General features: G+C 41.2%; 21 protein-coding genes and 2 other annotated features. All 21 genes read left to right on the forward strand.

Annotated features, from left to right (window positions below):
* Positions 1 to 105: 105 nt before the first annotated feature.
* The 21 genes from radA to rpoB all read left to right on the forward strand — a co-directional run bounded on the left by radA (position 106) and on the right by rpoB (position 20,007).
* Entirely contained in the window at positions 106 to 1,479 is a 1,374-nt protein-coding gene (radA, locus tag NST12_RS00540; protein WP_327825348.1) for a DNA repair protein RadA, read from the forward strand.
* 3 nt (positions 1,480 to 1,482) lie between these two features.
* Positions 1,483 to 2,550, forward strand: a complete 1,068-nt coding sequence (disA, locus tag NST12_RS00545; protein WP_003354814.1) for a DNA integrity scanning diadenylate cyclase DisA — start codon at positions 1,483 to 1,485, stop codon at positions 2,548 to 2,550.
* Positions 2,551 to 2,750: 200 nt separating this feature from the next.
* A complete protein-coding gene (locus tag NST12_RS00550; protein WP_003354813.1) occupies positions 2,751 to 3,836 on the forward strand; it encodes a PIN/TRAM domain-containing protein in 1,086 nt (361 codons plus the stop codon).
* 22 nt (positions 3,837 to 3,858) lie between these two features.
* Positions 3,859 to 4,548 carry a 2-C-methyl-D-erythritol 4-phosphate cytidylyltransferase gene (gene ispD, locus NST12_RS00555; RefSeq protein WP_270583437.1) on the forward strand — a complete coding sequence of 230 codons (690 nt, stop codon included), beginning with the start codon at positions 3,859 to 3,861 and terminating at the stop codon, positions 4,546 to 4,548.
* Between the two features lie 17 nt (positions 4,549 to 4,565).
* Positions 4,566 to 5,042 (forward strand): 2-C-methyl-D-erythritol 2,4-cyclodiphosphate synthase, encoded by a 477-nt coding sequence (gene ispF / locus NST12_RS00560; protein WP_327797712.1) that lies wholly within the window; start codon positions 4,566 to 4,568, stop codon positions 5,040 to 5,042.
* Positions 5,043 to 5,231: 189 nt separating this feature from the next.
* A complete protein-coding gene (gltX, locus tag NST12_RS00565; RefSeq protein ID WP_003354810.1) occupies positions 5,232 to 6,689 on the forward strand; it encodes a glutamate--tRNA ligase in 1,458 nt (485 codons plus the stop codon).
* Positions 6,690 to 6,728: 39 nt separating this feature from the next.
* Positions 6,729 to 6,966 (forward strand) — a binding site (T-box leader).
* A 256-nt stretch (positions 6,967 to 7,222) separates the two neighbouring features.
* Positions 7,223 to 7,888, forward strand: a complete 666-nt coding sequence (gene epsC / locus NST12_RS00570; protein WP_003354808.1) for a serine O-acetyltransferase EpsC — start codon at positions 7,223 to 7,225, stop codon at positions 7,886 to 7,888.
* Positions 7,869 to 9,266 (forward strand): cysteine--tRNA ligase, encoded by a 1,398-nt coding sequence (cysS, locus tag NST12_RS00575; protein WP_327797713.1) that lies wholly within the window; start codon positions 7,869 to 7,871, stop codon positions 9,264 to 9,266. Before epsC ends, cysS begins: the two co-directional genes overlap by 20 nt.
* 4 nt (positions 9,267 to 9,270) lie before the next feature.
* Positions 9,271 to 9,675 carry a Mini-ribonuclease 3 gene (locus NST12_RS00580; RefSeq protein ID WP_003354806.1) on the forward strand — a complete coding sequence of 135 codons (405 nt, stop codon included), beginning with the start codon at positions 9,271 to 9,273 and terminating at the stop codon, positions 9,673 to 9,675.
* Positions 9,676 to 9,692: 17 nt separating this feature from the next.
* A complete protein-coding gene (gene rlmB / locus NST12_RS00585; RefSeq protein WP_003354805.1) occupies positions 9,693 to 10,436 on the forward strand; it encodes a 23S rRNA (guanosine(2251)-2'-O)-methyltransferase RlmB in 744 nt (247 codons plus the stop codon).
* 1 nt (position 10,437) lies between these two features.
* The gene (locus tag NST12_RS00590) at positions 10,438 to 10,947 is read left to right on the forward strand and encodes an NYN domain-containing protein (RefSeq protein ID WP_341100027.1); all 510 of its coding nucleotides are present in this window, start codon (positions 10,438 to 10,440) and stop codon (positions 10,945 to 10,947) included.
* Between the two features lie 114 nt (positions 10,948 to 11,061).
* Positions 11,062 to 11,667 carry an RNA polymerase sporulation sigma factor SigH gene (gene sigH / locus NST12_RS00595; RefSeq protein WP_147542803.1) on the forward strand — a complete coding sequence of 202 codons (606 nt, stop codon included), beginning with the start codon at positions 11,062 to 11,064 and terminating at the stop codon, positions 11,665 to 11,667.
* A 77-nt stretch (positions 11,668 to 11,744) separates the two neighbouring features.
* Positions 11,745 to 11,888: a 50S ribosomal protein L33 gene (gene rpmG, locus NST12_RS00600; RefSeq protein WP_040341604.1), complete on the forward strand. Its 144-nt coding sequence runs from the start codon at positions 11,745 to 11,747 to the stop codon at positions 11,886 to 11,888.
* A gap of 33 nt (positions 11,889 to 11,921) precedes the next feature.
* Positions 11,922 to 12,104 (forward strand): preprotein translocase subunit SecE, encoded by a 183-nt coding sequence (secE, locus tag NST12_RS00605; RefSeq protein WP_048622365.1) that lies wholly within the window; start codon positions 11,922 to 11,924, stop codon positions 12,102 to 12,104.
* Positions 12,105 to 12,425: 321 nt separating this feature from the next.
* A complete protein-coding gene (gene nusG, locus NST12_RS00610) occupies positions 12,426 to 12,956 on the forward strand; it encodes a transcription termination/antitermination protein NusG (protein ID WP_040341608.1) in 531 nt (176 codons plus the stop codon).
* 156 nt (positions 12,957 to 13,112) lie between these two features.
* Complete coding sequence (rplK, locus tag NST12_RS00615) at positions 13,113 to 13,538, forward strand: 50S ribosomal protein L11 (protein ID WP_003354800.1); 426 nt, start codon at positions 13,113 to 13,115, stop codon at positions 13,536 to 13,538.
* Between the two features lie 112 nt (positions 13,539 to 13,650).
* A complete protein-coding gene (rplA, locus tag NST12_RS00620; protein WP_003354798.1) occupies positions 13,651 to 14,355 on the forward strand; it encodes a 50S ribosomal protein L1 in 705 nt (234 codons plus the stop codon).
* A 39-nt stretch (positions 14,356 to 14,394) separates the two neighbouring features.
* Positions 14,395 to 14,538 (forward strand) — a sequence feature (ribosomal protein L10 leader region).
* Positions 14,539 to 14,580: 42 nt separating this feature from the next.
* Positions 14,581 to 15,081: a 50S ribosomal protein L10 gene (rplJ, locus tag NST12_RS00625; RefSeq protein ID WP_003354797.1), complete on the forward strand. Its 501-nt coding sequence runs from the start codon at positions 14,581 to 14,583 to the stop codon at positions 15,079 to 15,081.
* A gap of 61 nt (positions 15,082 to 15,142) precedes the next feature.
* Entirely contained in the window at positions 15,143 to 15,508 is a 366-nt protein-coding gene (gene rplL / locus NST12_RS00630) for a 50S ribosomal protein L7/L12 (RefSeq protein WP_048622368.1), read from the forward strand.
* 99 nt (positions 15,509 to 15,607) lie between these two features.
* The gene (locus NST12_RS00635; RefSeq protein WP_048622369.1) at positions 15,608 to 16,210 is read left to right on the forward strand and encodes a class I SAM-dependent methyltransferase; all 603 of its coding nucleotides are present in this window, start codon (positions 15,608 to 15,610) and stop codon (positions 16,208 to 16,210) included.
* 239 nt (positions 16,211 to 16,449) lie between these two features.
* Positions 16,450 to 20,007 (forward strand): DNA-directed RNA polymerase subunit beta, encoded by a 3,558-nt coding sequence (gene rpoB / locus NST12_RS00640; RefSeq protein WP_048622370.1) that lies wholly within the window; start codon positions 16,450 to 16,452, stop codon positions 20,005 to 20,007.
* The last annotated feature ends 18 nt before the right edge of the window (positions 20,008 to 20,025 follow it).

Here is a 20,025-nt window from a genome sequence, read left to right on the forward strand (position 1 = left end):
GATTGTTATAATAATCTCACACATTTGTAAGGCAAATTCCAGAGAATATGAATTGTTTCACATGAATGTTCAAATGTGTTCATAATATAAAGGAAGAGGATCCATATGGTAAAGAAAAAAACAAAATTTATTTGTCAATCATGCGGATATGAATCGCCGAAATGGATGGGGAGATGTCCCGGATGCGGGGAATGGAACCAAATGGTGGAAGAAGTGGATATGACGGGGCGACAAAAGAAAACATTTATTCATTCCGAATCTTCGCGGATTTCGAAGCCATCACCGCTCATTACAGTACAATCAACGGAAGAGCCTAGAACGACAACCAATATGAAAGAATTCAACCGTGTTTTAGGCGGAGGAATCGTCGCTGGCTCTCTTGTTTTAATCGGAGGAGATCCGGGTATCGGAAAGTCGACATTGTTGCTGCAAATTTCCAGCCAGCTAGCGAGCGGGGGCCATAAAGTTTTATATATATCCGGAGAAGAATCGGCGAAACAAATCAAACTGCGTGCGGATCGCTTGAATGTGGATTCTAGCAATCTCTATATCTATTCAGAAACCAATTTGGAATTAATAAACCTTGCGATCGAGCAATTAAATCCGGAATTTGTCATCATTGATTCGATTCAAACTGTCTACCACCCTGAAGTTACTTCCGCCCCGGGCAGCGTTTCCCAAGTGCGGGAAAGTACGGCCGAATTCATGAGAATGGCGAAGGTCCAAGGAATGGCTATCTTTATTGTAGGGCACGTAACGAAAGAAGGCTCGATTGCCGGTCCTAGAATTTTGGAGCATATGGTTGATACAGTTCTTTATTTCGAAGGGGAGCGGCATCATTCTTACCGCATTTTAAGAGCGGTTAAAAATCGCTTTGGTTCTACAAATGAGATGGGAATTTTTGAAATGAAAGAAACCGGACTCATAGAGGTGGAAAATCCGTCGGAAATCTTTTTGGAGGAGCGTGCGCAAAGTGCATCGGGGTCAACGGTAGTTGCTTCTATGGAAGGGACACGCCCCGTGTTGGTTGAGATACAGGCATTGATAGCACCGACCAGTTTTAATTATCCGCGTCGAATGGCCACAGGGATCGATCATAATAGAGTGTCTCTTTTAATGGCGGTATTGGAAAAAAGGGTCGGCCTTCTTCTTCAAAATCAAGATGCTTATTTAAAAGTGGCTGGGGGAGTCAAGCTTGATGAACCTGCCATTGATTTAGCGGTTGCTGTCAGCATTGTGTCCAGTTTCCGCGACAAGCCGACACGATCAACAGATTGTATAATTGGAGAAGTAGGATTAACCGGTGAAGTCAGAAGGGTAACGAGAATTGAACAGCGAGTGCGAGAAGCAGAAAAGCTGGGATTTTCCCGTGTCATTATTCCGGCCCATAATCTTGGTGGTTGGAATACTCCAGGGAAAATAGAGGTGATTGGAGTTTCAACAGTAGAAGAAGCATTGGAGTATGCGTTGGGAGGATAGAGAATGGAGGATAAAAAGGAGAAAACCATCTCAGATATTCTAAAATTAGTGGCTCCTGGAACACCTATTCGTGAAGGGATAGACAATGTTTTAAGAGCCAAAACGGGCGGCCTAATTGTCATGGGCTACAATGAGAAAGTGAAAGAATTGGTGGATGGCGGCTTTTATATAGATTGTGATTTCACACCGAGCAATTTATATGAATTGGCCAAAATGGATGGAGCGATTATTTTGAATGAAACGGGTACGAAAGTCATTTTAGCGAATGCCCATCTTGCTCCTGATTCGTCCATTCCTTCATCGGAAACGGGGATGCGCCATCGGACGGCTGAGAGAGTCGCCAGGCAAACGAATTCATTAGTCATTGCGATTTCACAAAGAAGAAATGTCATTACTTTATATCAGGGAAAGTTCCGTTACGCGCTAAAAGACATTGGAGTCATTTTGACTAAAGCGAATCAAGCCATACAAACTTTGGAAAAATATAAAATGGTCCTCGATCAAGCCATTGCCAATTTGACCATGCTGGAATTTGAGGAATTGGTTACATATAGCGATGTTTTGCAAGTTCTCCATAAAATTGAAATGGTTCTGCGGATTAAAAAAGAATTGTTGGCTTATTTAAACGAGCTTGGTGTGGAGGGGCGTCTGATACAACTGCAGATGAATGAATTGCTGTCTGACATGGAAGACGAAGCCATGCTGATTATTCGCGACTATTCAAAAGACCGTCAAGTTAAACCGTTTGAAGTGCTCTCCAAATTTCAAGAGTTGGTGACGAATGAACTGCTGGATGATTCGGTTTTATTAAAGCTTCTTGGTTTTTCGGGCCACGTTCCGATCGAAGAAGGAATATGTCCCAGAGGCTATCGCGCTTTAAGAAAAATTCCGCGCCTTCCTATCGTCATCATCGAAAATTTAATTTCAAAGTTTAAATGGCTGCCGGAAATTGTGAAAGCGGATGTCGATAAACTGGATGACGTAGAAGGGATTGGAGAAGTGCGGGCGCGAAAAATAAAAGAAGGATTAAAGTTAATAAAGGATCAAATGTTAGCTGATCGTCAATTATAGAGAGAGGCATTCATTTAAATTGACAGTTGCATTGTAGGATGTTACTCTCAAGTTACTAAGATTTTCCTTAATTTAGCCGGCGAATTTTTCAAATGTAAAGAAAATTTTTCATCTATGTTATAATAAAAAATTATTCTCTTTGCAAAGGTTATAATAAAAGAAAAGTGTTTATAATGGTAAAGAGGAGGTGAATGTTGTACATGCTAAGACGTATTGTGCAAGCCATTTTTATCATTTTGGGTGGAACATTAGGTCTGTTTGTTTTGCCGGAATTATTTCATTTATTGAAATTGCCTGAGGCAAGATTATTGTACAATCCATACACAACTACTGTTTTAGGAGCCATTATATTTTATTTATTGACTTTCTGGGCTGTGGATTATGTTGTGAATTTTGTAAAATGGATCGAAGACCGGTTGGTTAAAATGCCGGTTGTGGATATGATATCAGGATGTGTTGGGCTGATTGTGGGGTTGATTGTCGCTTATTTATTAGGGATCCCGCTCAACAAAATTGAAATTCCCATCATTAATACAGTTGCCCCGATTTTTTTGACTTTGCTTTTAGGGTATTTAGGTTTTCAAGTGGGTTTTAAGAAAAGAGATGAAATCAAAGCATTATTTACGTCGAATAGAGTAAGCAGAAGAAAGGAAAGCGAGCCCGAATCGCCTGAACGGAAAACATTTAAAATTTTGGATACGAGTGTCATCATTGATGGCAGAATTGCGGATATTTGCCAGACTGGATTTTTGGAAGGTGTGATCGTGATCCCTCAATTTGTTCTCGAAGAGCTTCAGCATATCGCCGATTCGGCGGATGCGCTGAAAAGAAATCGGGGACGAAGAGGGCTGGATGTATTAAACCGAATTCAAAAAGAACTCCCAATTGAAGTTCAGATTTACGAAGGAGATTTTGAAGAAATCCAAGAAGTGGACAGCAAGCTTGTGAAACTGGCAAAAGTAATGAACGGAATCGTTGTCACAAATGACTATAATTTAAACAAAGTATGTGAATTTCAAAAAGTTCCGGTTTTGAATATTAATGATTTAGCTAATGCCGTGAAGCCAATTGTTCTTCCGGGTGAAGAAATTAACGTTCAAGTGATTAAAGATGGGAAAGAACATAATCAAGGCGTTGCTTATTTAGATGACGGAACCATGATTGTGGTAGAGGAAGGAAAAGACTTTATCGGAAAACAAATTGACGTTCTAGTCACAAGCGTTTTGCAAACATCTGCGGGACGAATGATTTTTGCCAAACCTAAATTATTAGAAAAAGCATTATAAGCGATAATGGAGTTGGATAAGTATGAATTATCAAGTAGTCATTCCGGCAGCCGGGCAAGGAAAACGGATGAGAGCCAAAAAGAACAAATTATTGATGGAATTGCGCGGCTTGCCGGTGATTGTTCATACTTTAAAAGTTTTTGAAAGCGATCCTTGGTGTGAAGGGATTATTTTAGCCACTCAACCAGAGGAAAAGGAAATATTTTTATCATTGGTGAAACAACACGGAATTACAAAGGTTCAGTCCATCGTTGCGGGCGGGCGAGAACGACAGCATAGTGTTCGAAGCGGCTTGAATATGTTAAAAAACTGCAAGGCTGTTCTTGTCCATGATGGAGCCCGTCCTTTTATCACCATCAACGTCATTCATCGATTAGTGGATCGGTTAACGGAGTTTCCTGCTGCGATCGCTGCTGTTCCTGTGAAAGATACGATCAAAAAAGGGGCAGATGGTTTGGTGTCTGAAACGATTGATCGATCAAGCTTGTGGTCAGTACAAACGCCACAAGCTTTTCGTGTGCCAATTTTGTTAGAGGCACACGAAGCGGCAGAACGGGATTCTTTTCTAGGCACGGATGACTCTTCCTTAGTAGAAAGGCTTGGAATTCCGGTTCAAATTGTCGAAGGAGATTATGATAATATTAAATTGACGACTCCAGAAGATTTATTTTTTGCTGAAGCTATTTTAAACAAACGTTTGAATGAACAATGACAAAGGAGTTAAAAGAAATGTTTCGAGTGGGACAAGGATTTGATGTTCATCAATTGGTGGAAAACCGGCCTTTGATAATAGGCGGTGTCCATATTCCTTATGAAAAAGGACTGCTGGGCCATTCAGATGCGGATGTTTTGCTGCATGCCATAGCAGACGCCTGTTTAGGGGCTATTGGAGAAGGAGATATAGGATCCCATTTTCCTGATACAGATCCTGCTTTTAAAGATGCTGACTCATCTTTTTTGCTTTCCCATGTATGGAAATTGGTGCAAGAAAAGGGGTTCCGATTGAGCAATGTCGATGGCACTATCATCGCTCAAAAGCCTAAAATGGCCCCTTACATTGGACAAATGCGGGAAAACATTGCAAGAATTTTAGAAGCAGAAATCAGCCAAGTAAATATCAAAGCTACGACCACGGAAAAACTGGGATTCCCCGGGAGAGGCGAGGGGATTGCTTCTTTGGCTGTGGTCCTGATTGAGAAAGAATGAGAATAACCTTTATTCAATAAGGCAAAGATGATAAAATACTACAGGAAGAAAACGTATAGAGAATTTTTATTGATCAGGATAGATGGCAGTTTCTGTTTTCTGCTTTTTCAGCAAAAGAGTCGAAACAACGGCGGCAGAAACATACATCGAATCGATTAGCGTTTGAATTCAAGAGGAGGCATTCAAATAATGGCTAGTGAAATACGTGTGCGATATGCTCCGAGCCCGACAGGACATTTGCATATTGGAAATGCACGCACCGCATTGTTTAATTATTTATTCGCCAGAAGCCGAGGCGGAAAGTTTGTGATCCGGATTGAAGATACCGACCAAAAACGGAATATAGAAGGCGGCGAGCAAAGTCAGCTAAAATATCTAAAATGGCTTGGAATGGACTGGGATGAAGGCGTTGATATCGGCGGTCCATATGGGCCATACCGTCAGTCGGAACGCACGGATATATACAAAAAATATTATGAAGACCTGTTAGAAAGAGGTCTTGCTTATAAATGTTATTGTACGGAAGAGGAATTAGAAGCAGAACGGGAAGCTCAGCTTGCCCGAGGAGAAATGCCGAGATATTCGGGTAAATGCCGCCATTTAACAAAAGAACAGCAGGAAGCTTTGGAAGCGGAAGGACGTCAGCCTAGCATTCGTTTTCGCGTGCCAGAAGGAAAAATATATGAATTTGATGATATTGTCAAAGACCATGTGTCTTTTGAATCGGACGGAATCGGCGATTTTGTCATTGTGAAAAAAGACGGAATGCCGACATACAATTTTGCGGTTGCGATCGATGATCATTTAATGGGCATGACTCACGTTCTCCGCGGTGATGACCATATTTCTAATACGCCTAAACAATTGATGATTTACGAAGCTTTTGGTTGGGAGCCGCCGAAATTTGGTCATATGACTTTGATCGTCAATGAAAACCGCAAGAAATTGAGCAAACGCGATGAATCCATTATTCAGTTTATCGAACAGTATGAAGAACTTGGCTATCTGCCGGAAGCGTTGTTTAATTTCATTGCATTATTGGGATGGTCTCCAAAAGGAGAAGAAGAAATTTTCTCAAGAGAAGAGTTCATCGAAATTTTTGACCCGGCCCGTCTTTCTAAATCTCCTGCTGTTTTTGACAAGCAAAAGCTTATGTGGATGAATAACCAATATATGAAACAGCTGGAATTGGACAAGGTAGTGGAGTTGTCTCTTCCACATCTTATTAAAGCGGGTCGCGTTTCGGAAAACTTGTCTCCGGATGAAGAACAATGGGTAAGAAAATTAATCGCTCTTTATCAAGAACAAATGAGTTATGGAGCGGAAATTGTAGAGCTATCCGAGCTGTTCTTTAAAGATAAAATTGAGTATAATGAAGACGCGAAGGCCATTCTTTCCGAAGAGCAAGTGCCGGAAGTCCTAGAATCCTTTTTAAATAAAATTCGTGAACTCGATGTGTTTGAAGCTGCTGAAATTAAAAAGACGATTAAGGCTGTTCAAAAAGAGACAGGCCATAAAGGGAAAAAGCTGTTCATGCCGATTCGTGTGGCTGTGACGGGGCAAATGCACGGTCCTGAACTTCCGAACACGATTGAGCTTCTCGGAAAAGACAAAGTGGTTGAACGAATTGAAAATCTTCTTCGTTAACATTATTTTTCGAAAAACAATATATTGAATACCATAAAGGATAAAGCGTTGATGAGGAGAAGTAGAAACCGATGTTTGACAGAGAGAACCATCATCGGCTGAAAGTGGTTTAAACCTCTCGGTTTTCGAAATGCACCTCGGAGTCCGCATCTGAAATGCCTGATAAGGTTAAAGTAAGATGCGGCGGCAGCCTCCGTTACAGGAATTGAGTTTGGGGAACAGGCCAGTCGGCTGATGTTCTCAAACAGAGTGGAACCGCGCTGAAAGCGTCTCTGTCTTTTACAGGGACGCTTTTTTGCATAAAGGGGAGGGGGTTTCTTGTTTGCAGCTGGCTATTTAAAAAGCTGAATGCTTAGCCAAATTAGTCTCCTTTTTTGCATGAAAATAAAAAATCGGGATGAAGAAAAAGCACCTAATAAACGACAATAAAAGTCATAGCCGAATACAGGATCTGCTTTTATTGCCAATCTTGATAAGGAAGCAAGAGCAGTAATTAGCTGTACAAAATCATGAATGTAAAGGAGGAGAGCTGAATGTTTAAAACATTAAAAGAAGATATTGAAGTGGTTTTCGAACAAGATCCAGCTGCAAGAAGCTATCTTGAAGTCATCTTGACTTATTCTGGCTTGCACGCCATTTGGGCTCATCGAATTGCGCATGCTTTGTTTAAAAGAAAGTTTTATTTTCTTGCGAGAGTGATTTCGCAAATAAGCCGTTTTTTTACCGGAATTGAAATCCATCCTGGAGCCAAAATTGGCCGCAGATTATTTATAGATCATGGAATGGGAGTTGTGATTGGCGAGACTTGTGAAATTGGTGATAATGTGACACTTTATCAAGGTGTTACTCTCGGCGGCACAGGGAAGGAAAAAGGAAAACGCCATCCAACCATTAAAGATAATGCGTTGATCGCCACAGGTGCAAAAGTCCTCGGTTCGATCACGATTGGTGAGAATTCTAAAATTGGGGCGGGTTCGGTTGTTTTAAAAGATGTTCCCCCGAACTCCACGGTGGTTGGTATCCCCGGAAGAATTGTCGTCCAAAATGGAAAGAAGATCAAAAAAGATTTAAATCACCGTGATTTGCCGGATCCAATTTCTGATCGAATACATGAAATGGAACAGGAAATTAAAAGACTTCGAGAGGAAATCGAAAACCTGCGGAAAGGGGAAAAAGAAAATGCCAATTCAACTTTATAATACGCTCACCAGACGCAAGGAAACCTTCGTTCCCCTGGAAGAAGGAAAAGTGAAAATGTATGTGTGCGGTCCGACCGTATACAATTATATTCATATCGGAAACGCCCGCCCCGCGATCGTCTTTGATACAGTGCGAAGATATCTGGAATTTCGTGGATACGATGTCCAATACGTTTCCAATTTCACAGACGTGGATGATAAATTGATACGGGCGGCAAGAGAACTGGGAGAAGATGTCCCAACACTTGCCAATCGGTTTATCCACGCTTATTTTGAAGATGTAGAAGCCCTCGGTTGCAAACGGGCGGACATTCATCCTCGAGTTACGGAAAATATGGACATCATCATTGAATTTATTCGAACGTTGGAAGAGAAAGGTTATGCTTACGAAGTAGACGGTGATGTTTATTACCGCACGAGAAAGTTTAAAGACTACGGGAAGCTTTCCCATCAATCCATTGATGAATTGAAAGTGGGAGCCCGTATCGAGGTTGGCGAGAAAAAAGAAGACGCTCTTGATTTTGCGTTGTGGAAAGCGGCAAAGGAAGGCGAAATTTCTTGGGATAGCCCGTGGGGAAAAGGACGTCCCGGATGGCATATTGAATGTTCGGCGATGGCTCGCCATTATTTAGGAGATACTATTGATATTCATGCGGGCGGGCAAGATTTAACGTTCCCTCACCACGAAAACGAAATTGCTCAATCAGAAGCTCTTTCCGGCAAGACATTTGCTCGTTATTGGATGCATAACGGTTATATTAATATTAATAATGAGAAGATGTCCAAGTCGCTAGGAAATTTCGTTTTGGTCCATGATATTATTCAAAAGCATGATCCCGACGCATTGAGGTTTTTTATGCTGTCTGTCCATTACCGCCATCCGATCAATTACAGCGAAGAATTGCTGGAAAACGCTAAAACATCGCTGGAACGGTTGAAAACTTCTTATCAAAATTTAAAACACAGGAAAGAAGCCAGTACCAATTTAACCGAAAATGATCATGAATGGATGGAAAAAATTCAAAAGCTTCACGATGAGTTTGTGAAGGAAATGGATGATGATTTCAACACGGCGAACGCCATTTCGGTTTTGTTTGAACTGTCTCGGCAAGCCAATTACTATTTGATGGAGAAACATACGTCTGAAAAAGTCATTTCCACGTTTATGAAAGAATTCGAAGATCTCTTTTCCGTCTTGGGATTGAAGCTGGAAGTGAATGAGTGGCTGGATGAAGAGATCGAGCAGCTGATTGAAAAGCGGAACCAAGCACGCAAGGAGCGCAATTTTCAGCTGGCGGATGAAATTAGGGATCAATTAAAGAATATGAATATTATTTTGGAAGATACGCCGCAAGGGACGAGATGGAAAAGAGGATAAAAGAATGATGGAATTTGAACAAATGGAGGACGCTGAACAATTAAATGGACTGGCGCTGGCTTATATGGGCGACGCGATCTATGAAGTATATGTTCGCCGACATCTTTTAGTAAACGGATATGTAAAACCGAATCGTCTGCACAAAGCTGCCACTCATTATGTTTCAGCCAAAGCGCAGGCTATGATTTTGAAAAAATTGATCGATGATCACGTTCTTTCCGAAACGGAGTTGTCTATAGTAAAAAGGGGAAGAAATGCAAAATCCGGCACGGTTCCGAAAAATACCGATGTGCAAACCTATCGCTACAGCACTGCTTTTGAAGCACTGATCGGCTATTTGTTTTTAACGGGGCAGTCATCCCGATTGAATGACATCATCGATCAATCTTTGCAAATACCAACAGATTAAAAGGAGGAGGAGCCCCATTGGATAAGGAATTAATTGCCGGCAGGAACACTGTGTTGGAAGCCCTTCGATCCAAGCGGGAGATCAATAAAATATGGATTGCGGATGGTGCTCAAAAAGGATCTATGACGCCGATCATTAAAGAAGCAAAAAAGGCGAACATTCTCGTTCAATTTGTCCCGAAACAAAAGATTGATCAACTAGTGAACGAAAACCATCAAGGTGTTGTCGCACAAGTGGCAGCATACAAGTATGCAGATATAGATAAATTGTTTCAAGTGGCCGCTGAAAGAAAGGAAACGCCTTTTCTTTTAATTTTAGATGAAATCGAAGATCCGCATAATTTAGGCTCTATCATGAGAACGGCCGATGCTGTCGGTGTCCATGGAATTATCATTCCGAAACGAAGAGCGGTAGGACTGACGACGGCGGTAGCGAAAGCTTCCACCGGTGCCATAGAATATATCCCTGTTGCCCGCGTTACGAACTTGGCCCGGACAGTGGACGAGCTTAAAGAGAGAGGCCTTTGGATTGCGGGGACAGATGCTCAAGGCAATGAGGATTATCGAAGTCTTGACGGAAAGCTTCCGCTTGGTTTAATTATTGGCAGTGAAGGGCGAGGAATGAGCAGGCTGTTAAAAGAAAAATGCGATTTTCTCTATCGACTTCCGATGAGAGGCCATGTAACCTCATTAAACGCATCGGTTGCAGCCGGATTGCTCATGTATGAGATTTTTAGAAATCGTTATCCTTTAGGGGATTAAGATGAACATCCTATTAGTCGACGGCTACAATATTATCGGAGCCTGGCCGGAACTTCAGGAATTGAAGAAAAAAGATTTAGCGGCAGCAAGGGACCGTTTAATTGAAAAAATGGCAGAATATCAAGGATACAGCGGATTTAAAGTGATCGTCGTGTTTGATGCCCACTATGTAAAGGGGATTGAAAAAAGATATCAAAATTATCAAGTCGAAGTCGTCTTTACGAGAGAAAATGAATCTGCCGATGAATGGATTGAAAAAAAGGCGATTGAATTGACGAATATTCGCAATCAAGTATATGTAGCAACATCCGATTATACGGAACAATGGGCCATTTTCGGGCAAGGGGCGCTTCGTATTTCAGCACGGGAATTGCTGATCGAGATGAAAGAAATCGAGAAAAAAATAAAAAAGAAAGTGAAGAAAACGCAAGAAGCGAAATCTGTTTCAAAAATCTTTCTTAGTGACGAAGTGGCGGAAATTTTTGAAAAATGGCGCCGTGGTCAAAAATGATTCGTTGACGTTCAAAAAATTTCTACTGTATAATATTTCTATCTATGTTTTTGCGGTCGAGGGGATGGTGTGAGCTTGAATAATCGGAGCTTAAACGGCGGGGTATTGGAAAAGATGGATGACGAAGAAATTATCGAATTGGTTCATCAAGGGAATAGTGAAGCATTGGATTTTCTGATTCACAAGTACAAAAACTTTGTAAGGGCCAAAGCTCGTTCTTATTTCCTGATTGGCGCCGATAAGGAAGATATTGTTCAGGAGGGAATGATTGGCCTTTACAAAGCCATCCGTGATTATAAAGAGGACAAGCTTACAACCTTTAAAGCTTTTGCGGAGCTTTGCATTACAAGACAAATTATAACCGCTATTAAAACAGCTACGAGGCAAAAACATATACCTTTAAATTCTTATGTATCACTTGATAAACCGATTTATGACGAAGAATCAGACCGGACGCTTATGGACGTCATTTCGGGGACAAAAATGCTTGATCCGGAAGAGCTGTTAATCAACAGAGAAGAATTTGACAGCATCGAGGAAAAAATGAATGAGCTATTGAGCGATCTTGAAAGAAAGGTATTGGCACTGTATTTGGACGGTCAGTCTTATCAAGAGATTTCCGAAGAGCTGAACCGCCACGTCAAATCGATTGATAATGCTTTACAAAGGGTAAAAAGAAAACTTGAGCGCTATCTTGAAATAAAACAATTATCTATTTAAACGTTTGTTTGACATTTTACAATTATAGTGATATTTTTTTAACATTTCAACGTTATAATCTTATTAGGTGACCAAAAATGAGAAAAAAAGTCGTTTTAGCTTGCTCAAAATGCGGTTCAAGAAATTATTCTGTTAACGGGAGCAACTCTGCTCAGCGTTTAGAAGTGAAAAAGTTTTGCAAATATTGCAATCAACATACGATTCATAAGGAGACGAAATAATCGTAAGAGCAAGCATTATATGGAGGTTTCGACATGTCACGTATTGCCCAATTTTTCCGTAACGTCACGTCTGAGATGAGAAAGGTCAGCTGGCCTAATCGGAAAGAATTAACGAACTACACCATAACAGTTATCGCGACCGTCGCGTTTTTGGCCGTTTTTTTCGCGGTCGTGGACTTGGGAATTTCTTCGATCGTTCGCTGGATATTAAAATGATGGTAAAATCTTTTTATTTCCCTTGAATATACCTTCTTCATACATGGTATAATGAAAACAAAATAGTCAAGATGCAGAAAAAGCCCGGGATATTCGGGTTTTTTCATTTGGATAAAAAGAGCGAACTGACCACATGTGTTTTCATCGAAAGTCTAAAACAATGAAGATACAGATATTTCTTTGCGGTTTTCAATCGAACGCACTAATAAGCTAATGTGGCAGATCGGTAGAAAATGATTTTCCTGCAATGAAAAATGATCCGTGGCTGTCCACAGAGAGCTGTATAACTTGGAGGAGGGAAGGACGCTAAGTCCCTTGGAAATGGAGAAAAATTGGTATGTAGTACACACGTATTCAGGCTACGAAAATAAAGTAAAAGCAAATTTAGAAAAAAGAGTTGAATCAATGGGAATGCAAGACAAAATTTTCCGTGTGATTGTGCCGGAGGAAGAGGAAACGGATGTAAAAAACGGGAAAAAGAAAGTAGTAAAAAGAAAAGTTTTCCCCGGTTATGTACTGGTGGAGCTGGTCATGACTGACGATTCTTGGTATGTAGTACGAAATACTCCTGGTGTCACCGGTTTTGTCGGATCTTCTGGTTCTGGATCCAAGCCGACTCCTCTTTTGCCGGAAGAAGTAGAGGCCATTTTAAAACAAATGGGCATTGAGGAAAAACGGCTTGACGTTCACTTTGAAATTGGTGAAGTGGTAACGGTGAAAGAAGGTCCGTTTGCGAATTTTGCCGGAACCATTGAAGAAATTGACTATGACAAAGGAAAGTTGAAAGTTCTGGTAAATATGTTTGGTCGGGAGACGCCAATTGAACTTGATTTTGATCAAGTCGAGAAATAATTTTGTAACCAACTTGAATTTTCGCTAAAAAAATGGTACTATTTCATAAGTCAGTGTGTCTCTCGATTGGGAGGCTGATTTTGATAGATGACTGCATGAGTGGGAGGAGATTGGATTCTCCAAGTACCACATCACGGACTTAAGGAGGTGTGTCTCGTGGCTAAAAAAGTAATCAAAGTAGTTAAATTGCAAATCCCTGCAGGTAAAGCAAATCCTGCTCCGCCAGTAGGTCCTGCGCTTGGTCAAGCTGGTGTCAATATCATGGGATTCTGTAAGGAATTTAATGCTCGTACAGCAGACCAAGCAGGTTTAATCATTCCGGTTGAAATTACGGTTTTTGAGGACCGTTCATTTACATTCATCACCAAAACACCGCCTGCTGCCGTATTGCTTAAAAAAGCAGCCGGTATCGAATCTGGTTCTGGTGAGCCAAACCGCAACAAAGTAGCAACAATTAAACGCGACAAAGTACGCGAAATCGCTGAATTGAAAATGCCGGACCTTAATGCAGCCAGCGTGGAAGCTGCTATGCGAATGGTTGAAGGTACTGCACGCAGCATGGGCATTGTGATTGAAGACTAACGCTTAAGTGATTGTTGACAAGGTTGCGAAGTTGAATGTATTGGATTACTTTCACTCGCAGCCTTTATTAGTGGGAGGATTTCCGTTAATACCACATAAGGAGGATATTGAAATGGCTAAAAAAGGAAAGAAATATTTAGAGGCTCTTAAGCTTGTTGATCGTTCGAAAGCTTATTCTATTGAAGAAGCAATTGATTTAGTAAAGAAAACGAACTATACCAAATTCGACGCTACGGTTGAAGCTGCTTTCCGTCTTGGCGTTGATCCGAAGAAAGCGGACCAACAAATTCGCGGAGCTGTTGTTCTTCCGAATGGAACTGGTAAAACAGCGAAAGTTCTTGTGTTTGCGAAAGGTGAAAAAGCAAAAGAAGCGGAAGCGGCAGGCGCAGACTACGTTGGCGATACAGAATATATCAACAAAATCAGCGAAGGCTGGTTTGACTTTGACGTGATTGTGGCAACCCCGGACATGATGGGTGAAGTTGGTAAACTAGGTCGTATTTTAGGTCCTAAAGGTTTAATGCCAAACCCTAAAACCGGCACTGTTACTTTTGATGTAACGAAAGCAGTTCAAGAAATTAAAGCCGGTAAAGTAGAATACCGTGTAGATAAAGCTGGAAACATTCATGTTCCTATTGGTAAAGTTTCATTTGATAATGAAAAGCTTGTTGAAAACTTTGCAACGATCTTTGAAACTTTATTAAAAGCAAAACCAGCTGCTGCTAAAGGAACGTACATGAAAAATGTTTCCGTTACTTCTACAATGGGACCTGGAATTAAAGTAGATCCAGCTTCCGTTGCTGTAAAATCAAATTGACAATTTGTATAAATTATAATATAATGAAACACGTTTGAAAAACGAATAACATTTGTACCGTAGACAGCAGGTGCTTTCTTCAAAGCTTAATTTCCTGCCGAGGTAAGATTGGATAGATGTATGTCCTTTTGACATTGTCTTCTTTGCCTCCGTGTCTACGCATGGAGGTTTTTTATTGGCTCGCGCGGTATAAATGTTCATCTGCCATATATAGGAGGTGTAAAGATGAGCACTGCAATCGAAAAAAAGAAACAAATTGTGGAAGAAATTACGGAAAAATTTAAAAACAGCGTTTCGACCGTTGTGGTAGATTACCGTGGATTAAACGTTGCGGAAATTACAGAACTTCGTAAACAACTTCGTGAAGCAGGTGTGGAATTTAAAGTATATAAAAATACTTTAACACGCCGTGCTGCTGAAGCGGCTGAATTGGCGGAAATCAACGATGTGTTGACAGGTCCGAACGCCATCGCTTTCAGCAACGATGATGTTGTAGCTCCGGCTAAAATTTTAAACAACTTCGCTAAAGAAAACGAAGCGCTTGAAATTAAAGTTGGGGTCATCGAAGGAAAAGTTGTTTCCGTAGAAGAAATCAAAGCGTTGGCTGAACTTCCGTCTCGCGAAGGTCTGCTTTCAATGCTGCTTAGCGTGCTTCAAGCACCAATCCGCAACTTTGCTCTTGCGGCTAAAGCTGTGGCTGAACAAAAAGAAGAACAAGGCGCATAATCCTTATTGCTATGATTATATGACTGCATTGTGATAAAATAATTTAAGGAGGAAAATAAAGATGACGAAAGAACAAATCATCGACGCTATCAAAGAAATGAGCGTTCTTGAATTAAACGACTTAGTAAAAGCTATTGAAGAAGAATTTGGCGTAACGGCTGCTGCTCCTGTGGCTATCGCTGGTGCTGCTGCTGGTGGCGCTGACGCTGCTGAAAAAACAGAATTCGATGTAATTCTGACTGATGCAGGTTCACAAAAAATCAAAGTTATTAAAGTGGTTCGTGAAATCACAGGTCTTGGACTTAAAGAAGCAAAAGAACTTGTTGACAATACTCCAAAACCAATTAAAGAAGGCGCTTCTAAAGAAGAAGCTGAAGAAATCAAAGCGAAACTTGAAGAAGTTGGAGCTGGCGTTGAAGTTAAGTAATTACAATTTTATGAAAAAGCTCGCTGAATCAGCGGGCTTTTTTGCACTTTTTCTTCTTAAACCAATTCTTCGCAATCACTCCTTTGGAGGGGATACAATTTGGCAGATCATTATTTTTCGCGTTCCCCCGAAATCAAAAGCAACCCGATTTACTGGGATTATCAATTAAAAAATCATTCCTTTCATTTTAAAAGCGATGCCGGAGTTTTTTCTAAAAAGGAAGTCGATTTTGGCTCGCGTTTACTGATTGAAAGTTTTCGAGCGCCTCGTTTAGAAGGTCCGGTACTCGACGTCGGATGCGGCTACGGTCCTATTGGGTTGGCGGTTGCTGCTTATTGTCCCGAAAGAACGGTGCATATGGTCGATATCAATTTGCGCGCTTTGTCGCTTGCAAAGGAAAACGCAGATATGAATGGCATTGAAAATGTACAGATTTATGAAAGCGATGGTTTGGATAACGTAAAAGAGTATGGCTTTGCTGCTATACTGACCAATCCCCCGATAAGAGCGGGCAAGGCGATTGTCCATAGAATTTTTTCGCAAAGCTATGATAAACTTCAACCCGGAGGAGAGTTTTGGGCGGTGATCCAAAAAAAACAGGGCGCCCCATCAGCAATGAGAAAACTGGAGGAACTGTTTCAATCCGTTTCCGTTGAAGAGAAAAAGAAAGGTTACTACGTTTTAAAAGCAGAAAAACATTGACGACAAATAATGGTTGTGTTAATATTATAAAATGCCAATATATTATCCAAGTCTTAATTGAAAAAATAAGCTGATGGTTAAATTTTGGGTATTATGGAAAAGATAATATAATAACTAGTTCTTGTGAATTTGAGGTTTTCTAAGAAAAAACCTTTTTCTTTTTGCCTTAGTTGTTAGGGGCTATCCCCGACATAAAAGGATAGATGCAACTAAAACGCTTGATTTGAGGGGTGAATCAGTTGACAGGTCAACTAGTTCAATACGGACGACACCGCCAACGTAGAAGTTACGCGCGTATTAGAGAAATTTTGGAATTGCCGAATCTTATTGAAATTCAAACATCCTCTTATCAATGGTTTCTTGATGAGGGACTAAGAGAAATGTTCCGGGATATTTCGCCGATCGAGGATTTCACTGGAAACTTATCTTTGGAATTTATCGACTATAGTCTCGGTGAACCAAAGTATTCGGTGGAAGAAGCGAAACAGCGAGATGCAACTTACTCTGCTCCTCTTCGAGTAAAGGTGCGTTTAGTCAATAAAGAAACAGGCGAAGTGAAAGATCAAGAAGTATTCATGGGTGACTTCCCGCTTATGACGGAAACGGGAACGTTTATCATTAACGGTGCTGAACGGGTCATTGTTTCCCAATTGGTCCGCTCGCCAAGCGTTTACTTCAACGGTAAAATGGACAAAAACGGAAAACAGGGATTTACAGCAACTGTTATACCGAACCGCGGAGCTTGGCTTGAATACGAAACAGATGCCAAAGATATCGTATATGTACGTATTGATCGGACAAGAAAACTGCCTGTTACGGTTCTTCTACGGGCTCTTGGTTTTGGCTCTGATCAAGAAATCATCGAGTTGCTTGGTGACAACGAATATCTTCGAAATACATTAGAAAAAGATAATACAGACAATACGGAAAAAGCTCTTATTGAAATATATGAACGCCTGCGTCCGGGCGAACCGCCGACGGTTGAAAACGCTAGAAACTTATTAATTTCCCGCTTTTTCGATCCGAAACGGTATGATTTGGCCAATGTAGGACGCTATAAAATTAACAAAAAACTTCATATTAAAAACCGCATTTTCGGTCAACGTCTGGCAGAAACACTTGTTGATCCTGAGACGGGAGAAATTATTGCCGAAGAAGGAACCGTTTTAGATCGCCGGACTTTAGACAAAATTTTGCCTAACATCGAAAATGGTATTGGTTTTAAAACCTATCGCCAAACGGGCGGTGTCTTGGAAGACGATATCGTGGTCCAATCCATAAAAGTTTATGCCCCCAACAGTGATGAAGACAAAGTAATCAACATTATCAGCAATGCGGTGCCGGATGAGAATGTAAAACACATCACTCCAGCTGATATCATTGCATCTATTAGTTATTTCTTTAATTTGCTGTATGGTGTGGGACATACTGATGATATTGACCATTTAGGAAACCGTCGCTTGCGTTCGGTAGGTGAATTGCTGCAAAATCAATTCCGCATTGGTTTATCGAGAATGGAACGTGTTGTTCGTGAAAGAATGTCCATTCAAGATACCAATACGATTACGCCTCAGCAATTAATTAACATTCGACCAGTCATCGCGTCGATCAAAGAATTTTTCGGAAGTTCTCAGCTGTCTCAATTTATGGATCAAACCAACCCTCTTGCAGAATTAACACATAAACGTCGTTTATCAGCATTGGGACCAGGTGGATTGACGAGGGAACGTGCGGGCTTTGAAGTACGGGATGTTCACTATTCCCACTATGGTCGTATGTGTCCAATTGAAACCCCTGAAGGTCCGAATATCGGGTTGATTAACTCTCTTTCTACTTACGCAAAAGTCAATCGTTTCGGTTTTATTGAAACTCCGTATCGCCGCGTAGATCCGGAAACCGGAAGAGTGACTGACCAAATTGATTATTTAACGGCTGATGAAGAAGATAATTATGTCGTTGCACAGGCAAATGCCCGTTTAGATGAAAATGGAGCGTTTGTTGATGATGAAGTCGTTGCGCGTATCAGAGGCGAAAACACGGTCGTCAAGAAAGAACGTGTTGATTACATGGATGTTTCGCCAAAACAAGTTGTGTCTGCGGCAACGGCATGTATCCCGTTCCTTGAAAACGACGACTCCAACCGTGCTTTAATGGGAGCCAACATGCAGCGTCAAGCAGTACCGCTCATTCAGCCTGAAGCACCAATTGTTGGAACAGGAATGGAACATGTTTCAGCAAGAGACTCAGGGGCTGCTGTTATCTGTAAGCATGACGGTATTGTTGAACACGTAGAGGCAAGAGAAATTTGGGTTCGTCGTGTATCAGAAGTGGATGGCCAAGAAGTAAAAGGCGACTTGGATAAATACCGTCTTCTGAAATTTGTTCGTTCTAACCAAGGTATGTGCTACAACCAACGTCCTATTGTCCAAGTCGGAGATCGAGTGAAAAAAGGTGAAATTTTAGCTGACGGTCCGTCCATGGATAAAGGTGAATTAGCGTTAGGTCGTAATGTTTTGGTCGGATTTATGACTTGGGAAGGTTATAACTATGAAGACGCTATTATCATGAGTGAACGCCTCGTAAAAGATGATGTTTATACATCGATCCACATCGAGGAATATGAATCCGAGTCACGCGATACAAAACTTGGACCGGAAGAAATCACCCGCGATATTCCGAACGTTGGGGAAGATGCGCTGAAAAATCTAGATGAACGTGGAATTATCCGCATTGGCGCTGAAGTAAAAGACGGTGACCTTCTAGTAGGAAAAGTAACTCCTAAAGGCGTTACAGAATTAACGGCTGAAGAACGTTTGCTGCACGCCATTTTTGGTGAAAAAGCCCGCGAAGTCCGAGATACTTCTTTAAGAGTGCCTCATGGCGGCGGCGGAATTGTCTTGGATGTAAAAGTCTTTAACCGTGAAGATGGAGACGAACTACCACCTGGCGTCAATCAGTTGGTTCGTGTTTATATCGTTCAAAAACGGAAAATCCATGAAGGAGACAAAATGGCTGGACGCCATGGTAACAAAGGGGTTATCTCACGCATTTTGCCTGAGGAAGATATGCCGTTTTTACCGGACGGAACCCCTCTCGATATCATGCTTAACCCATTAGGGGTGCCATCACGGATGAACATCGGGCAAGTGTTAGAACTTCATCTTGGAATGGCTGCCAAAAAATTGGGAATTTATGTTGCAACTCCTGTATTTGATGGTGCCCGTGAAGATGACGTATGGGAAACGATCGAAGAAGCAGGAATGCCTAGAGATGGCAAAACCATTCTTTACGATGGCCGGACTGGGGAACCGTTCGATAACCGTGTATCAGTTGGTATCATGTATATGATCAAACTGGCTCACATGGTCGATGATAAACTGCACGCTCGTTCAACAGGACCATACTCACTCGTCACCCAACAACCACTTGGTGGGAAAGCACAGTTTGGTGGGCAACGCTTTGGAGAAATGGAAGTGTGGGCGCTGGAAGCATATGGTGCAGCTTATACGCTACAAGAAATCCTCACGGTGAAATCCGACGATGTAGTCGGCCGTGTAAAAACATACGAAGCTATTGTTAAAGGAGAAAATGTTCCTGAACCGGGAGTTCCTGAATCTTTCAAAGTATTGATCAAAGAACTTCAAAGTTTAGGTTTAGATGTCAAAATTCTTTCAGGTGATGAAAAAGAAATTGAAATGAAAGAGCTGGAAGATGAAGACGATATTCAGCAAGTTGACTCTTTAAACATTGTGACGGAAGGCAATGAAGAATCGGAAAAAGTCGGCACTAAAGAATGATGCTCGGTCGTTCTATAG

The organism is Bacillus sp. FSL W8-1127 (assembly GCF_038006725.1).
Taxonomy (GTDB): Bacteria; Bacillota; Bacilli; order Bacillales; family DSM-4216; genus Bacillus_O; species Bacillus_O smithii.

Excerpts from the sequence above, each read along its gene's own strand:
- radA (WP_327825348.1), top strand. The coding sequence starts at position 106 with ATGGTAAAGAAAAAAACAAAATTTATTTGTCAATCATGCGGATATGAA.
- disA (WP_003354814.1), top strand. The coding sequence starts at position 1,483 with ATGGAGGATAAAAAGGAGAAAACCATCTCAGATATTCTAAAATTAGTG.
- NST12_RS00550 (WP_003354813.1), top strand. The coding sequence starts at position 2,751 with ATGCTAAGACGTATTGTGCAAGCCATTTTTATCATTTTGGGTGGAACA.
- ispD (WP_270583437.1), top strand. The coding sequence starts at position 3,859 with ATGAATTATCAAGTAGTCATTCCGGCAGCCGGGCAAGGAAAACGGATG.
- ispF (WP_327797712.1), top strand. The coding sequence starts at position 4,566 with ATGTTTCGAGTGGGACAAGGATTTGATGTTCATCAATTGGTGGAAAAC.
- gltX (WP_003354810.1), top strand. The coding sequence starts at position 5,232 with ATGGCTAGTGAAATACGTGTGCGATATGCTCCGAGCCCGACAGGACAT.
- epsC (WP_003354808.1), top strand. The coding sequence starts at position 7,223 with ATGTTTAAAACATTAAAAGAAGATATTGAAGTGGTTTTCGAACAAGAT.
- cysS (WP_327797713.1), top strand. The coding sequence starts at position 7,869 with ATGCCAATTCAACTTTATAATACGCTCACCAGACGCAAGGAAACCTTC.
- NST12_RS00580 (WP_003354806.1), top strand. The coding sequence starts at position 9,271 with ATGATGGAATTTGAACAAATGGAGGACGCTGAACAATTAAATGGACTG.
- NST12_RS00590 (WP_341100027.1), top strand. The coding sequence starts at position 10,438 with ATGAACATCCTATTAGTCGACGGCTACAATATTATCGGAGCCTGGCCG.
- sigH (WP_147542803.1), top strand. The coding sequence starts at position 11,062 with ATGGATGACGAAGAAATTATCGAATTGGTTCATCAAGGGAATAGTGAA.
- rpmG (WP_040341604.1), top strand. The coding sequence starts at position 11,745 with ATGAGAAAAAAAGTCGTTTTAGCTTGCTCAAAATGCGGTTCAAGAAAT.
- secE (WP_048622365.1), top strand. The coding sequence starts at position 11,922 with ATGTCACGTATTGCCCAATTTTTCCGTAACGTCACGTCTGAGATGAGA.
- nusG (WP_040341608.1), top strand. The coding sequence starts at position 12,426 with ATGGAGAAAAATTGGTATGTAGTACACACGTATTCAGGCTACGAAAAT.
- rplA (WP_003354798.1), top strand. The coding sequence starts at position 13,651 with ATGGCTAAAAAAGGAAAGAAATATTTAGAGGCTCTTAAGCTTGTTGAT.
- rplJ (WP_003354797.1), top strand. The coding sequence starts at position 14,581 with ATGAGCACTGCAATCGAAAAAAAGAAACAAATTGTGGAAGAAATTACG.
- rplL (WP_048622368.1), top strand. The coding sequence starts at position 15,143 with ATGACGAAAGAACAAATCATCGACGCTATCAAAGAAATGAGCGTTCTT.